Genomic DNA, 13,418 nt, shown 5'->3' on the forward strand with positions numbered 1-13,418 from the left:
ATTTTGAGAGCAGAAAACTATATCGCATTTTTCACTGTTTGCGGCTTTTTTGTAGGGCTTGTATTTACTGTGCTTAGGGCGCATGATCCCATTGATATGATGCTTTATACCATATTTATAACATTTTTCTTCTACCTTGTGATTCATATTATTATAATGAATTATGTTGATATTCGTCAGCATATCAAGCTATTTTTTGATAAGGATAGGCACGAGGATGTGGCTGATTATCTTTTAACAGAGCTTGCTATACGAGAAAAGCGCATGGAAAATTTGATTATCAAAGCGACTGAGAAAAAGTCCGAAAAGTCAGGTAAAGATGCACGAGTTAAAGCAAAAGCAGCTTAAAGCCTACCAAAGTGCTATAAAAAAAGAGCAAGACGATGTTGTAGTGGCATATCTGCCAGCTGTTCGTGCTATGGCTTATAGATTAAAAGAGCGCTTGCCATCTTCTGTTGATGCAAATGACCTTATAGGGTGTGGCGTTGAAGAGATGATAAAGCTGTCTAGGAAATACGACAAAGAGCAAAATGACTCATTTTGGGGTTATGCAAACAAAAGAGTTTATGGTGCGATGCTTGATTTTTTACGCTCTCTTGATGTTATGAGTAGAGCAAATAGAACGCTGATAAAAAATATAAATTCTGAGATAGATATTTATTTTAACGAATTTGAAGAAGAGCCAGAAGATGAGTATCTGGCAGCAAAACTTGGTGAGGATGTGGATAAAATTCGTGATGCAAGAAGTGCTGGCGCCATTATAAATGTCTTACCGCTTGATGATCAGATGGCAGCATATGAAGATGAAAGCACGGAAGATAAGATAGAGCAAGAGGATCTTCTAGATAAGATAGAGGAAATTTTACAAAGTTTTGAGAAGCGTCACCAACTCGTGATACAGTTATATTATTATGAAGAGTTAAGTTTGAAAGAGATAAGTGAGATAATGCAAATTAGTGAGAGTAGAATTTCTCAAATTCATAAGCGTCTTTTGGGTCGTCTTCGAGATAGGTTGGGTGCTTAATGGCAGATATTTTATCGCAAGAAGAGATAGATGCGTTACTTGAGGTTGTAGATGAGGGCAGCGATACTGATGACATAAGTTTGCCTGAGCGCGAACAAAAGGATGAGCGTCAGATAATAATCTATGATTTTAAGCGCCCAAACCGCGTTAGTAAAGAGCAGCTTCGTGCCATAAAAGGCATACATGATAAGCTCGCACGAAACCTTGCCTCTCAAATTTCAAGTGTTATGAGAAGTATCGTTGAAATTCGCTTGCATTCAGTCGATCAGATGACTTATGGCGAGTTTTTGATGAGCCTTCCAAGCCCAACTAGCTTTAATGTCTTTTCTATAAAACCACTTGATGGAAACTGTGTTTTGGAGATAAACCCAAGTATCGCATTTCCTATGATAGATCGTTTGCTTGGTGGAACGGGTGAAAATTTTGAGACAAGTAGAGAGCTAACTGACATTGAGGTAAATTTGCTTGATGCTGTGCTTAGGATGATAATGCAGCGTCTAAAAGATAGCTGGAATACAGTAACTGATATGTATCCAAATGTCGAAGCCAAAGAGAGTAGCCCAAATGTCGTTCAGATAGTTAGCCAAAACGAGATCGTGATAATGGTCGTTATGGAGATTATCGTTGGCAATTCAAGTGGCATGATAAACATTTGCTACCCAGTTATCTATCTTGAGCCGATTTTAAGCCGTCTTGCAAATCGCGACATTATGCTTGGCGAAACTAGTGCAAAAAAGAGCCGCAATAAAGAGCTAAAAACGCTTATTGGACGAGCGGAAATTTTATACGAAGCCATACTTGGCAAGGCTGTGATAAGTGTAAATGAGTTTTTAAATTTAAAAGAGGGTGACATCTTGCGACTAGATCGTGGTGCAGACGATAAAGCGATAGTTTCCATAGATAAAAAAGAGGTCTTTTTGGCTGAAGTTGGACTTCACAGATTTAGAAAATCTATAAAAATAGAACAGCTCATTAAGTCTGATAAAGATGAGATAAAACACATATTAGAGCGCTACGAAGAGGAGCGTAAGGCAAAACTCGTAGCCTATGAGCACGAAGAACAAATGCAAGAAGAGAGTGATGAATATGATGAATAATTTTTTTAATATCTTTGTTAGTGAGCTTAAAGCTACTATCGAGGGTCTTACAGGTAGAGCTCCTGAAGTTAGCGAGCGAAACGACTATGAGGCTGGCGCACAAGAGGGTATAAAACCACCAGTTGTTGTGGCAAATGTCGCTATAAAAGGTGATGTGAATGCCAAGGCATTGCTTGTTGTTACCCCTGTTTTAGTGAGTGCGGTTAGCGAGTGGATGATGGGTGAAGAGGAAATTTCGCATAATGAAAATTTGGGTACTGATGAGCTTGATGCGGCAAAAGAGATATTTTCAAATTTACTTGGTGCTTTTAACACATCTTTAGGCGCACAAAAAGATCTACCAAAAATGAGCTTTGAAGTAGTTGGTGTGAGCTTTCTTGGCGCCGACTCTTCGCTAGATCTTAGCTCGTATGAGAAGCTATTTTTATTTAATGTCTCTCTTGATAGCATTAGTGAAAGTATCGCATTTGTAGCTGAGCGGACTTTTCTTTCTGCTTTTAAGTCAAAACAAGAAGGCTTAGACTCATCAAAAGAGAGCGTGCAAACTAGCACAAAGAGCGAATTTAGTGCTGAAGAGATGCGAAATATAAATCTCATAATGGATGTTAGGCTACCTATACGCGTTCGCATCGGTTCAAAAAGAATGCTTTTAAAAGATGTTTTGACTATGGATATAGGATCTGTTATCGAGCTAAACCAGCTTGCAAACGATCCGCTTGAAATTTTGATAGGCGATAAGGTCATAGCTGTTGGTGAAGTGGTTATCGTTGATGGAAATTTTGGCATACAAATAACTCAGATCGGCTCAAAAAGAGAGCGATTAGAGCAGTTAAAGGGCTAAAATTTGCAGTTTTTGGAGGAATTTAGAAGTTTTAGACAGGCTGCAAATTTTGAAAATAAAGCTGTAACACTTTTTGGTTCAGCTAGACTTGAGCTTGATAGTTTTCACTGTCAAAAGGCTCGTGAAGTTGCAAAAAAGCTTAGTGAAAACGGCATAGCGGTGCTTACTGGCGGAGGAGATGGTGTAATGGGTGCGGCAAATATGGGCGCAAGCGAAGGCGGTGCACCAAGTGTGGCTTTTAATATACGGCTACCATTTGAGCAAGCCACAAATCCTTATGCGACTCACTCGTTTTTATTTACAAATTTTTCTCCAAGAAAATTTGCACTTATAGAGCGCTCAGTGGCTTTTGTTGTTTTTGCTGGAGGTTTTGGCACTCTTGATGAGCTTTTTGAGGTGCTAGTACTTGTGCAAACTGGCATGAAAGATGCAAAAATTTTTCTTGTTGGCGAGCAGTTTTGGAAGCCATTAGATGAGTTTATCAAAACTACTTTAATAGATGAAAAATTGATTAGCAAAGATGATGTGAAATTTTATACCATCACCGATGATGTCGAGTTTATCGTGAGTGAAATTTTGCGTATTTAAAATTTAAAGATATAATTTGTCCTTTTTTTACGAAGGATTTACAATGAAGATAATGGTAGCATTAAGTGGCGGTGTTGATAGCACTATGAGCGCAAAAATTTTACAAGAGCAAGGGCATGAGATAGAGGGTTGCTATATGAAGCTACACTCAAAGCCGGGCTATCACGAAGAAAATATACGCAAAGTAAAAAAGGTCGGCGAATATCTTGGGATAAAAGTTCATATCCTTGATTTGCAAGATAAATTTAATGAATTTGTATATGACCCATTTGTAAAATTTTATAAAGAGGGCATCACTCCAAACCCATGTGCGCTTTGTAATCGCTTTATAAAGCTTGGAGCGCTTTTAAATTTTGCTAAAGAGCAGGGTTGTCAAAAGCTTGCTACTGGCCACTATGTACAAATAATCGATGGTTTTATAACATCTGCTGTTGACCCTAGTAAAGATCAAAGCTACTTTTTGGCGCAGGTCCCAAAAGATGTCTTAAATGATATGATATTTCCGCTTGGTGATAAATTTAAAAAAGACATTAAAGAGATGGCAAAGGCTATACCTGTGCTAAGTGAGTTTGGTACCCAAGCTGAAAGTAGCGAAATTTGCTTTGTTGAAGATACCTATATACAAGTTTTACAAAAGCATTATGATACAAATTTGCCAGGAAATGTTGTGGATAAAAACGGTAATGTCATAGGGCGTCATCAAGGATATATGCACTATACTATAGGTAAGCGCCGTGGTTTTGATGTTTTTGGAGCGCACGATCCACACTTTGTTTTAAAGATAGATGCAGCAAAAAATGAGATCGTAGTGGGCTCAAAAGATGACTTAAGTCAGCGCGAAGTTAAGTTAAAAGATGTAAATATGTTCATAGATGATCCCCAGTTTGAATGTGAGGCTAAAATTCGCTATCGAAGTCCAAAAACAGGTGCTAGTGTAAAAGTTAATAAGTCGGATAATACGGCGGTTTTAACACTTTACACAGCAGTTTTTGGTGTTGCGGCAGGGCAAATGTGTGTGATGTATGATGGCGATCGAGTTATAGCCAGCGGATTTATAGTATAGCTTAAGCTTAAAATTTTTATAAAATCGCTAAAATGCTTTAAATTTTAAGGAGTAAAGCGATGAGATGGCAAGATAGCAGACGAAGCTCAAATGTTGAAGATAGGCGTGCTGGTGGTGGTTTTAGTAGGATGAGTATGGGACGCATCGGCTCACTTTTGCCAATCATCCGTTTTTTGCTAGGCTCAAATATCGGTCGTGTTGTGCTTGGTTTGGGTGTAGTAGCATATTTTATGGGGTATAATCCACTTGCACTTTTAGATCTTGACATGTCACAGACTTCCTCGAAAGCCCAGATCGCTCAAAATGAACAAGAAAATGAGAGATTTGCCTTTGTTTCGGCGGTCTTAGCTCAAACAGAAGATGTGTGGAGTAAAATTTTTAAAGATCATGGAGCGACTTATTTAGAGCCAAATTTGGTTGTTTTTAGGGATCAAGTTAGAAGTGCTTGTGGATTTGCAAGCTCTCAGAGTGGTCCATTTTACTGCCCAGCAGATCATAAGGTGTATCTAGATCTTAGCTTTTTTGATGAGCTTGCTAAGGTGCATAAGGCTGATGGTGACTTTGCGCAAGCTTATGTCATCGCTCATGAGATAGGTCACCATGTGCAAAATTTAAGCGGTACTTTGGATAGGATTAATAAACTTAAAGCACGCTCTAATAACGCTATCGAGCAAAATGCTCTTCAGGTTCGTGTTGAGCTTCAGGCTGATTGCTATGCTGGAATTTGGGCTAAGCATGTAAATTCTCGGCTTGAGGATGGCGATATCAATGAGGCCTTAAATGCCGCGAGTGCCATAGGTGATGATACTTTACAACGAAAATTCCAAGGTCATGTAGTGCCTGACTCTTTTACTCATGGTAGTTCAAAACAACGCATGGAGTGGTTTAAAAAGGGCTTTTTAAGCGGTAAGATCGAGGCTTGTGCGTTTTAAGATGTTTAGTATTTTACTTGTTGAAGATGATGAAATTTTAAGCACGATTATACGCGACAAACTGCGTCTTGAAGGCTTTAATGTAAGTGTCGCAAACAACGGCAAAAACGCGCTTACCGCACTTGAAAGCTCTCATTTTGACCTAGTCATAACTGATGTGATGATGCCACAAATGGATGGCTTTGAGCTTAGCCGCCAGATACGAAAATATGAAAAAAATAAGCCGATTTTAATGATCACTGCAAAAAGCGAGATAGAGGATATGCAAACTGGCTTTGGTAGCGGTGCTGATGATTATATGAGTAAGCCTATAAATTTAAAAGAGCTGGTTTTAAGGGTAAATGCCTTGCTAAGAAGGGCAAAAATCGCAAATGAAAAAGAGCTTAACATAGGCAACACAAAGCTTGATTTTAGCGCACTTAGTGTGAGCGAAAATGGCGTAAAAATCGAGCTTGCACCAAAGGAGTTTTATCTTTTGTTTTTACTGCTTTCAAACGAGGGTAAAATTTTCACTCGCCTTGAGATAATGCAAGAAATTTGGGGCTTTGAAAGTGATAGCGATGAGCGAGTAGTCGATACTCACATCAAAAAACTTCGCGCAAAATTTGAAAAAAACAGCGACTTTGAGATAGCAACGGTGCGTGGGCTTGGCTATAAAGCGGTAAAAAAAGAGGCGTGATGAGAAAGTATTATGTAAGCTTAAAAACATATGTGGCGGCGTTTAGCTCGCTTGCTTTTGGCTTTTTTAGTGTGATCTCTTGCCTTATAATTTGGGGAATTTTTTATCATATTTTTGGTAAGGATTTGAGCTTTTATAGCGCACTTTTACTTAGCGTTTTGAGCTGTATTTTGGCGGTTGGGCTAAATTTTACTCTGCTTTATTTTGGTATGAAATTTCTAATTAGACCCATAAAACGCATAAAAGATACGATAGATGCCGTGGCAAACGGTGATTTTAGCGCAAGGGCTGAGCGAAAAGTGCATAAAAATCTAAGCGACTATGTCTATATGCACGAGCTAGACGAGGTCATCGTAAATTTAAACAAGATGGCACAGCACCTAGAGCTTAATCAAAACTTACAAAAAGAGTTCATCTCAAATGTCTCGCACGAGATCAAAACGCCGATTTTTAGCATCGCTGGACTTAGTGAGCTAATGCTTGAAAACCCCGCACAAAACGCCCACTACTCCGCTCTTATAAACAAAGAGGCAAACCGCTTAAACCGCCTTTGCGATGACTTACTAAAACTAGCAAGACTTGATAACTCAAGCATCGTAAAGCTCGATGAGGTGGTGCAAGTTGATGAACAGCTAAGATCTAGCGTGATACTTCTAACGCAAAAGTATCCAAACCGTGAGTTCGTTTTAAATTTAAATAAAGCAAACACGCTAAGCAACGCACCGCTTTTAGCACAAATTTGGCAAAATTTGATAGAAAACGCCATAAAATACTCGCCTGATAACAAGCCCATAGAGATATCTTGCAAGGTAGAAAAAAGCGAGATAGAGGTTGTGATAAAAGACCATGGTATAGGCATCGAGGCTAAGAAAATTGATAAAATTTTTGATAGATTTTATCAGTGTGAGGAGTCACACTCTGAACTTGGAAGCGGACTAGGGCTTAGCATAGTGGCTAAAATTTCACAGCTTTTAAGCGTAAAAATAGATGTAAAAAGTAAGCAAAATTTTGGCACTCAATTTATCTTAAAAATACCAAAAAAGACACATTCAGGACACAAAAGCTAGATATAATTTGCCTATAAAACAAAAAAGGATATGAGATGTTAGATCTGATTTCGAAAATTGCGTATTCGTTGATGGCGGTTTTGTGGGCTTCAGTAGCAGCTGCACTTTTAACATACTAATCTATAATTACTTTAAAAGGATAAAAAATGAACACACTTCTTATTGTACTATTTGTAAGCTATCTTGTTACTTGGCTAAGCGGTATATGGATGTCAAGGCAAAAAAGCATGGAGCATAACAAAGCAAGGGCGATACATTTTAGTTGTACGCTAGTTACTTGTGTGCTTTTGACAACTTACGCTACTTTGGTATTATTTTAGGAGAGAAAATGAGTATTTATGATATAAATGTTTTGACAAATAAGGGCGAGTGTAAGAGCCTTAGCGAGTACCGCGGCAAGGTGCTTTTGGTGGCAAATACTGCTAGTAAATGTGGCTTTACGGACCAATATACGCAGCTTGAAGAGTTAAATCAAGAGTTTAAAGACGCTGGGCTTTGTGTGCTTGGCTTTCCGAGCGATAACTTTGCAAATCAAGAGCCAGATGATGATGAAAATATCGCTAAAAACTGCCAGTTAAATTTTGGTGTAACATTTGAGCTGTTTAAAAAGGGCGATGTGAGAGGCGAAAATGCCATAGAGCTTTTTAAGTATTTAACACAAAAGCAAGGATTTAAGGGCTTTGATAAGGCTCATCCACTCTCACAAAAGCTTGAGGCTTCTTTGGCTGAAAATTTCCCTGAGATCTTGCAAGGCGATGGCGTGAAGTGGAACTTTACAAAATTTATTGTGGATAGAAACGGTGAAGTCGTGGCTAGATTTGAGCCGACGGCTGATTTTGCAAAGATTAAAGAGTGTATAAATAGCTTGATTTGATAAATTTAAGGGTGTGTAATGGCAAATGAGAATTTTGATTTTCCGGATTTTGTTAAAAAAGTAAAAGGCGTGGATTATGGTATAGATGGGCTTTTTGTGCATAGGGAGCATACGCCAAGCGGAACGATTTATTTTGTTAAAGCACAAAAAGAAGTAAAATTTCCTCGCCATAGTCATAAAGCACAATTTACAAGCGTTTTGTCAGGCTCTTGCACACTTGAGATAAATGGCGAGTGCAAAACCTATAAAAAGGGCGATACATACATAATCCCGGCTGATACCCTTCATCAGATCACACTTCACGCGGGATATGCCGAGATGGATTATGTAGATGATCCAAATGACGGCGAATGTAGCTGTGAGTGTCAAAGCGATGATAAAATTAAAGGAGATAAAGTGAAAAATGAAGTTATAAAAACATTGCAGTTTTTTGTAACAAAACTATCAAGAGGTGCTATGGCACATGAGGTTCAAGCTAGAATTTTTGCAGCCCAAGGCTTTAGTAAATTTGCTAATAAATTTAACGAACACGCAAAAGAAGAGCGTGAGTTTGTGGTTAAATTTATAGATAGGATAATAGACTTAGGCGGTGAAGTAAAGCTAGAAGCCGTGGAAGTACAAGAGTTAAAAACCGATATAGTCGAGTTTTTAAAATGCGAACTTAAAACCCAAGAAGACGGCGTAAGGATGTTGAGCGAATGCTTAAAGCAGAGTTTTTGGGATATAGGCACATACGAGATTATGAAAGAGTATTATTTAGATGAAGAAGAGGATCTTTTCTGGTTACAAGCACAATGTGAGATGATAGATAAAATCGGACTTCAAAACTATTTGTATAGTCAAATTTAAGATAGTTTTAAATAGCAAGGATATATTAATGGCGATAATAAAGGATTATTTAAAAAATAATTTCAAAGAAAATATTAAATTAGGCAAATTACAATTTGGTGTAGCACAAGAGATCCCGTCACCAGAAGTGGCTGAAATTTTAGCAACATCAAATTATGATTGGTTGTTTATCGATGGTGAGCATGGAGCACACGATATAAACTCTATCACTCAGATAGCTAGAACAATCGCTGCTTATGATATGACACCAGTTGTGCGTGTTGCAGAGGCCAGTAGTGGTGTATTTAAGCAACTACTTGATCAAGGCATACAAAACATAATCATACCTAAGGTTGAAAGTGGCGAGGAAGCAAGACAGATTATGTATTGGGCTTCATATCCTCCAAAAGGCAATAGGGGCATGGGTGCTGGTGCTGTAAGGGCGGCAAGATATGGCAGATACTACGATTATTTAGATAGAATTGAAAGTGAGCTATGTATCTTGCCTCAAATTGAGAGTAAAAAGGGTATCGAGAATTTAGATGCTATTGCCACTACTGCAGGTATAGGCGGTATCTTTTTAGGGCCTATTGATCTAGCTGTTGATATGGGATATGGGCTTGATATATTTCATCCTGAAGTGGTTAAAGCTATGCACTATGCTATAACAAGAATTAAGGAGCTAGGTGTCTCTGTAGGTACGATAGCCGTTACACCCGAGCAGGCAAAAGAGTATGCTAATATGGGTGTTAGCTTTTTGGGAGTAGGTGCGGATAGCTTATTTTTGGCAAATTCTGCAGATAAAACACTTGAGACTTTTAAAGCCAAATTATAAATTTTACTTTTTAAAAGCAAAATACAGATGCTTTAGATGGCTTTGTATAAAATTAATTTAACAAAAGGAAGGAAAATGAAGCTACTAGAGGCTATGCAAAAACGCATAAGTTTGCGTGATTTTACAGACTATGTGCCAAGCAAGGAGGAGATTGATGCGATTTTGGAAGCGATTTATTACGCTCCAGTCGTGTTTATCAGCAAAAATACGCACATTAGCGTTATTACTGATAAGGTAGTCTTAAAACAGCTTGATGAGCTTGGTGTGAGTCGTTATGGAAAACCACTAAATATCAGTAGTGTTTTATACAATGCACAGTTTACATCGTGATCTCAGCACCACTTGTAAGCGAAGTGCCAGAGGCGTTTAGGGACGCGATCGATCTTGATTTTTGCAACCGAAGCTTGGCTTGGACGATAGGCACGATGGTACAAAATATCCAGCTTAGAGCGACCGATCTTGGACTTGCGAGTTGCCCTGTAAATGGAACTGTCGCAGGACTTATACACGATAAAGAGCTATCGCAAAAGATAGGCATACCGCAGGGCTACACACCGCTAACATCTGTCGTGATCGGCAAGAGCAAGACGCCTTATGAGGTTCGTGAAGCACGAAAAGATAACTATATAGTAAGCTTTGTTTAAGCATAAATTTGTCTTTATGGTAAGGCATGATGGTTATGGCTAGAAGTTAAAATTTTAAGTAAAGAAAAATTTAAATTACACTACAATACTAAAATTTAAAAGGAGAGAAAATGAAGCTACTAGAAGCTATGCAAAAACGCCAAAGTGTGCGTAAATTTAGCGATGAGATGCCAAGCTCTGAAGAGATAGAGGCGGTTTTGGAGGCTGGATATCTTGCACCTGCACTTTTTACCACGAAAGACGCTCACATTAGTGTTATTACAAACAAGGAGCTTTTAGCCGAGCTTGACGCGGCGGCATCTCGAAAATTTGGAGCTACGCTTGATATGCTTGGCGTGAAAAACACGCTTTATGACGCACCTGTTTATATACTCATTTCAGGAAAATTAGTAGATGAGTTGCCAAAGGGATTTGAGTTTTTAAAGCTTGAAAATATCCATAGAAATGTTTATTGGGCGATGGGTTCTGTCATGCAAAATATGCAGCTTCATGCCGCGTCTTTAGGGCTTAGCTCATGCCTTATAAACACAGTCGTGGTTATGCTTTTTGATGAGCCAGAGCTTGCTAAAAAAGCTGGTATCCCTGATGGCTACTCGCCACTTTGCTCTATCGTGCTTGGCAAGAGCGACGCTGAGTTTAACCACGCACGCCTAAAAAAGAGCATTATCAAATAAGCTATATTTAGTAAAACAAGGCGTGCAAATCTCACGCCTTTTGTTAAAATTCAGTTTTTAAAGCTATGAATAGGTGCTGGAATTTGTCCGCCACGAGCGATGAAATTAGCCGATGAGTTTTTATTTACGCTCATTACAGGTGCCGTGCCTAAAAGTCCGCCAAACTCGATCATATCGCCCTCTTTGCCAAGTGGGATGATTCGTACGGCGGTTGTTTTTTGATTTATCACGCCAATCGCTGCTTCGTCTGCGATGATAGCTGATATCGTCGCTTCTGGCGTATCAGCCGGTATGGCGATCATATCAAGCCCAACCGAGCAAATCGCAGTCATGGCTTCAAGCTTTTCTAAATTTAGCGACCCGCTTTGCACCGCGGCTATCATGCCTTCATCTTCTGAAACTGGTATAAACGCACCGCTTAGACCGCCGACTTGATTACACGCCATCACGCCGCCCTTTTTGACCGCGTCATTTAGCAGTGCAAGAGCTGCCGTCGTGCCGTGAGTGCCGACCGCTTCAAGTCCCATCTCTTCAAGCACACGAGCGACTGAGTCGCCCACGGCTGGGGTTGGAGCTAGGCTAAGATCGACTATGCCAAATTTCACACCAAGTCGCTCAGACGCCATTTGACCCACTAGCTGACCGATACGAGTTATCTTAAATGCCGTTTTTTTAACCGTTTCAGCCACGACATCAAAGCTCTCGCCCCGCACCTTCTCAAGCGCGCGTTTTACCACACCAGGTCCTGAAACTCCGACATTTATCACGACATCAGCCTCGCCCACGCCGTGAAATGCACCTGCCATGAAAGGATTATCCTCGACTGCATTTGCAAAGACCACAAGCTTTGCTGCACCTAAGTCTGAAGCCTGAGCTGTTTGCTTTATCACTCGCCCCATATCACGCACGGCTGTCATATTTATGCCAGTTTTTGTGGAGCCGACATTTACCGAGGCACAGACTTTGCTAGTTTGGGCTAGGGCGGCTGGAATGGAGTTTATTAAAATTTCATCGCCCTTTGCATAGCCTTTTTGCACCAAAGCCGAAAAGCCACCAATGAAATCAACACCCACATCGTGTGCTGCTTTATCAAGCGTTTTGGCAAATTTGATGTAGTCTTTCTCATTTGTTGCTGCGGCAATGATAGCGATAGGGGTTACAGATATGCGTTTATTTACGATAGGTATGCCAAGCTCGGCTGAAATTTCATCGCCAACACGAACTAAATCTTTGGCACACTGCGTGATCTTTTTGTAAATTTTCTCACACGCTTTGTTGCTGTCACTATCGATACAATCAAGCAACGAAATGCCCATGGTTATGGTTCTTATATCAAAATTTTGCTCCTCAATCATTGCGATCGTTTCGGTTACTTGTCTTATGTTCATTTTCGCACCTTAAATGTTGTGCATAGCATCAAAAATTGCAGCACTTTGGATATTTATCTTGACATTTAACTTTGCTCCATGTGCTTCAAGTTCATTGCGAAGCACTGTAAAATCGAGCTTTGTGTCAGATGAGACCACTGCCATCATCGTAAAATATCCATCGAGCACAGTTTGGCTAATATCATCGATATTTAGTTCTAACTCAGCTAGTTTTGTAGCTACTCCTGCTACTATGCCCGTGGCATCTTTGCCTATGACAGTTACGATTGCTTTCATGTTTGCTCCTATTGTAAATTTTAAAGATTGTATCATAGTTTTGTTTAAGGGAGTTTGTGTTGTTAAGAAATTTAGAAAAATAGGGGCTTTAGCCCCTTAAATTTACGCAAAAAGTGGTTTTATCTGCTCTATCCAGTTTGTTATGCGCTCTTCTGTCTTTTCACTTTCATTGTCTGCATCAAGCGCAAGACCCACAAATTTACCGTCTCTTACGCTATCTGAGCTATCAAAGTTGTAACCATCAGTTGAAACACTACCAACTACTTTCGCACCAGCTTTTATAACTACATCATATAGTTTTGCCATGCCATTACAATACTCATCAGAGTAGCTCTGGCTGTCGCCCATTCCAAAAACCGCAACCGTCTTGCCACTTAAATTTAGTGCCTCAAAGTCAAAAGCATCCCAATCATCTTGCAAGTCTCCACTGCCCCAGGTTGATGTGCCAAGAATTAGCTTGTCGTAACTATTGATTTTTGCTGGTGTTACATCGCAAACATTTAAAACTTCATTTTCTAGACCTAAATTTTCGCCTAAAAACTGAGCAGCCTCTTCAGTGTTTCCCATACTGCTGCCAAAGATAATACCTATCATTTTTATCCTTTTAA

At 39.5% G+C, this 13,418-nt stretch carries 19 protein-coding genes; 16 read left to right on the forward strand and 3 right to left on the reverse strand.

Features of this window, described 5'->3' with window-relative positions; genetic code table 11:
* Window positions 1–3 precede the first annotated feature (3 nt).
* The 16 genes from U5B17_RS06420 to U5B17_RS06495 all read left to right on the forward strand — a co-directional run bounded on the left by U5B17_RS06420 (window position 4) and on the right by U5B17_RS06495 (window position 11,146).
* Window positions 4–348 (forward strand): hypothetical protein, encoded by a 345-nt coding sequence (locus U5B17_RS06420; protein WP_430804525.1) that lies wholly within the window; start codon window positions 4–6, stop codon window positions 346–348.
* Window positions 320–1,024, forward strand: a complete 705-nt coding sequence (locus tag U5B17_RS06425; protein WP_430804526.1) for an RNA polymerase sigma factor FliA — start codon at window positions 320–322, stop codon at window positions 1,022–1,024. Before U5B17_RS06420 ends, U5B17_RS06425 begins: the two co-directional genes overlap by 29 nt.
* On the forward strand, window positions 1,024–2,121 hold the full coding sequence (gene fliM, locus U5B17_RS06430) for a flagellar motor switch protein FliM (RefSeq protein ID WP_430804527.1): 1,098 nt from the start codon (window positions 1,024–1,026) through the stop codon (window positions 2,119–2,121). Before U5B17_RS06425 ends, fliM begins: the two co-directional genes overlap by 1 nt.
* Complete coding sequence (fliY, locus tag U5B17_RS06435) at window positions 2,111–2,962, forward strand: flagellar motor switch protein FliY (protein WP_430804648.1); 852 nt, start codon at window positions 2,111–2,113, stop codon at window positions 2,960–2,962. Before fliM ends, fliY begins: the two co-directional genes overlap by 11 nt.
* A gap of 3 nt (window positions 2,963–2,965) precedes the next feature.
* Window positions 2,966–3,550 (forward strand): LOG family protein, encoded by a 585-nt coding sequence (locus U5B17_RS06440; protein ID WP_430804528.1) that lies wholly within the window; start codon window positions 2,966–2,968, stop codon window positions 3,548–3,550.
* Window positions 3,551–3,593: 43 nt separating this feature from the next.
* Entirely contained in the window at window positions 3,594–4,613 is a 1,020-nt protein-coding gene (mnmA, locus tag U5B17_RS06445; protein WP_430804529.1) for a tRNA 2-thiouridine(34) synthase MnmA, read from the forward strand.
* Window positions 4,614–4,672: 59 nt separating this feature from the next.
* Entirely contained in the window at window positions 4,673–5,545 is an 873-nt protein-coding gene (ypfJ, locus tag U5B17_RS06450) for a KPN_02809 family neutral zinc metallopeptidase (RefSeq protein WP_430804530.1), read from the forward strand.
* Window position 5,546: 1 nt separating this feature from the next.
* On the forward strand, window positions 5,547–6,224 hold the full coding sequence (locus U5B17_RS06455) for a response regulator transcription factor (RefSeq protein ID WP_430804531.1): 678 nt from the start codon (window positions 5,547–5,549) through the stop codon (window positions 6,222–6,224).
* On the forward strand, window positions 6,224–7,291 hold the full coding sequence (locus tag U5B17_RS06460) for a HAMP domain-containing sensor histidine kinase (RefSeq protein ID WP_430804533.1): 1,068 nt from the start codon (window positions 6,224–6,226) through the stop codon (window positions 7,289–7,291). The genes U5B17_RS06455 and U5B17_RS06460 overlap by 1 nt, the downstream gene beginning before the upstream one ends.
* Before the next feature lie 146 nt (window positions 7,292–7,437).
* Window positions 7,438–7,611 carry a hypothetical protein gene (locus tag U5B17_RS06465; protein ID WP_430804534.1) on the forward strand — a complete coding sequence of 58 codons (174 nt, stop codon included), beginning with the start codon at window positions 7,438–7,440 and terminating at the stop codon, window positions 7,609–7,611.
* Window positions 7,612–7,619: 8 nt separating this feature from the next.
* The gene (locus U5B17_RS06470) at window positions 7,620–8,165 is read left to right on the forward strand and encodes a glutathione peroxidase (protein WP_430804535.1); all 546 of its coding nucleotides are present in this window, start codon (window positions 7,620–7,622) and stop codon (window positions 8,163–8,165) included.
* An 18-nt stretch (window positions 8,166–8,183) separates the two neighbouring features.
* Window positions 8,184–9,014: a ferritin-like domain-containing protein gene (locus U5B17_RS06475; protein WP_430804536.1), complete on the forward strand. Its 831-nt coding sequence runs from the start codon at window positions 8,184–8,186 to the stop codon at window positions 9,012–9,014.
* A 28-nt stretch (window positions 9,015–9,042) separates the two neighbouring features.
* On the forward strand, window positions 9,043–9,828 hold the full coding sequence (locus U5B17_RS06480) for an HpcH/HpaI aldolase family protein (protein ID WP_430804537.1): 786 nt from the start codon (window positions 9,043–9,045) through the stop codon (window positions 9,826–9,828).
* Window positions 9,829–9,903: 75 nt separating this feature from the next.
* Window positions 9,904–10,158, forward strand: coding sequence for a nitroreductase family protein (locus U5B17_RS06485; protein ID WP_430804538.1), 255 nt, complete (start codon window positions 9,904–9,906; stop codon window positions 10,156–10,158).
* On the forward strand, window positions 10,155–10,472 hold the full coding sequence (locus tag U5B17_RS06490) for a nitroreductase family protein (RefSeq protein WP_430804539.1): 318 nt from the start codon (window positions 10,155–10,157) through the stop codon (window positions 10,470–10,472). The genes U5B17_RS06485 and U5B17_RS06490 overlap by 4 nt, the downstream gene beginning before the upstream one ends.
* A 110-nt stretch (window positions 10,473–10,582) precedes the next feature.
* The gene (locus U5B17_RS06495; protein ID WP_430804540.1) at window positions 10,583–11,146 is read left to right on the forward strand and encodes a nitroreductase family protein; all 564 of its coding nucleotides are present in this window, start codon (window positions 10,583–10,585) and stop codon (window positions 11,144–11,146) included.
* Between the two features lie 50 nt (window positions 11,147–11,196).
* On the opposite strand, the gene U5B17_RS06500 is transcribed toward U5B17_RS06495, so the two are convergent.
* The 3 genes from U5B17_RS06500 to fldA all read right to left on the reverse strand — a co-directional run bounded on the left by U5B17_RS06500 (window position 11,197) and on the right by fldA (window position 13,404).
* On the reverse strand, window positions 11,197–12,534 hold the full coding sequence (locus tag U5B17_RS06500) for a PFL family protein (RefSeq protein WP_430804541.1): 1,338 nt from the start codon (window positions 12,532–12,534) through the stop codon (window positions 11,197–11,199).
* A 9-nt stretch (window positions 12,535–12,543) separates the two neighbouring features.
* Entirely contained in the window at window positions 12,544–12,810 is a 267-nt protein-coding gene (locus tag U5B17_RS06505) for an ACT domain-containing protein (protein WP_430804542.1), read from the reverse strand.
* Between the two features lie 102 nt (window positions 12,811–12,912).
* Window positions 12,913–13,404 carry a flavodoxin FldA gene (gene fldA / locus U5B17_RS06510; protein WP_430804543.1) on the reverse strand — a complete coding sequence of 164 codons (492 nt, stop codon included), beginning with the start codon at window positions 13,402–13,404 and terminating at the stop codon, window positions 12,913–12,915.
* Window positions 13,405–13,418: the final 14 nt, after the last annotated feature.

This window comes from Campylobacter australis (genome assembly GCF_050586305.1).
Taxonomy (GTDB): domain Bacteria; phylum Campylobacterota; class Campylobacteria; order Campylobacterales; family Campylobacteraceae; genus Campylobacter_A.

Excerpts from the sequence above, each read along its gene's own strand:
- U5B17_RS06470 (WP_430804535.1), top strand. The coding sequence starts at position 7,620 with ATGAGTATTTATGATATAAATGTTTTGACAAATAAGGGCGAGTGTAAG.
- U5B17_RS06465 (WP_430804534.1), top strand. The coding sequence starts at position 7,438 with ATGAACACACTTCTTATTGTACTATTTGTAAGCTATCTTGTTACTTGG.
- U5B17_RS06425 (WP_430804526.1), top strand. The coding sequence starts at position 320 with ATGCACGAGTTAAAGCAAAAGCAGCTTAAAGCCTACCAAAGTGCTATA.
- U5B17_RS06495 (WP_430804540.1), top strand. The coding sequence starts at position 10,583 with ATGAAGCTACTAGAAGCTATGCAAAAACGCCAAAGTGTGCGTAAATTT.
- U5B17_RS06480 (WP_430804537.1), top strand. The coding sequence starts at position 9,043 with ATGGCGATAATAAAGGATTATTTAAAAAATAATTTCAAAGAAAATATT.
- U5B17_RS06460 (WP_430804533.1), top strand. The coding sequence starts at position 6,224 with ATGAGAAAGTATTATGTAAGCTTAAAAACATATGTGGCGGCGTTTAGC.
- ypfJ (WP_430804530.1), top strand. The coding sequence starts at position 4,673 with ATGAGATGGCAAGATAGCAGACGAAGCTCAAATGTTGAAGATAGGCGT.
- mnmA (WP_430804529.1), top strand. The coding sequence starts at position 3,594 with ATGAAGATAATGGTAGCATTAAGTGGCGGTGTTGATAGCACTATGAGC.
- U5B17_RS06475 (WP_430804536.1), top strand. The coding sequence starts at position 8,184 with ATGGCAAATGAGAATTTTGATTTTCCGGATTTTGTTAAAAAAGTAAAA.
- U5B17_RS06500 (WP_430804541.1), bottom strand. The coding sequence starts at position 12,534 with ATGAACATAAGACAAGTAACCGAAACGATCGCAATGATTGAGGAGCAA.
- U5B17_RS06505 (WP_430804542.1), bottom strand. The coding sequence starts at position 12,810 with ATGAAAGCAATCGTAACTGTCATAGGCAAAGATGCCACGGGCATAGTA.
- fldA (WP_430804543.1), bottom strand. The coding sequence starts at position 13,404 with ATGATAGGTATTATCTTTGGCAGCAGTATGGGAAACACTGAAGAGGCT.
- U5B17_RS06455 (WP_430804531.1), top strand. The coding sequence starts at position 5,547 with ATGTTTAGTATTTTACTTGTTGAAGATGATGAAATTTTAAGCACGATT.
- U5B17_RS06485 (WP_430804538.1), top strand. The coding sequence starts at position 9,904 with ATGAAGCTACTAGAGGCTATGCAAAAACGCATAAGTTTGCGTGATTTT.
- fliM (WP_430804527.1), top strand. The coding sequence starts at position 1,024 with ATGGCAGATATTTTATCGCAAGAAGAGATAGATGCGTTACTTGAGGTT.
- fliY (WP_430804648.1), top strand. The coding sequence starts at position 2,111 with ATGATGAATAATTTTTTTAATATCTTTGTTAGTGAGCTTAAAGCTACT.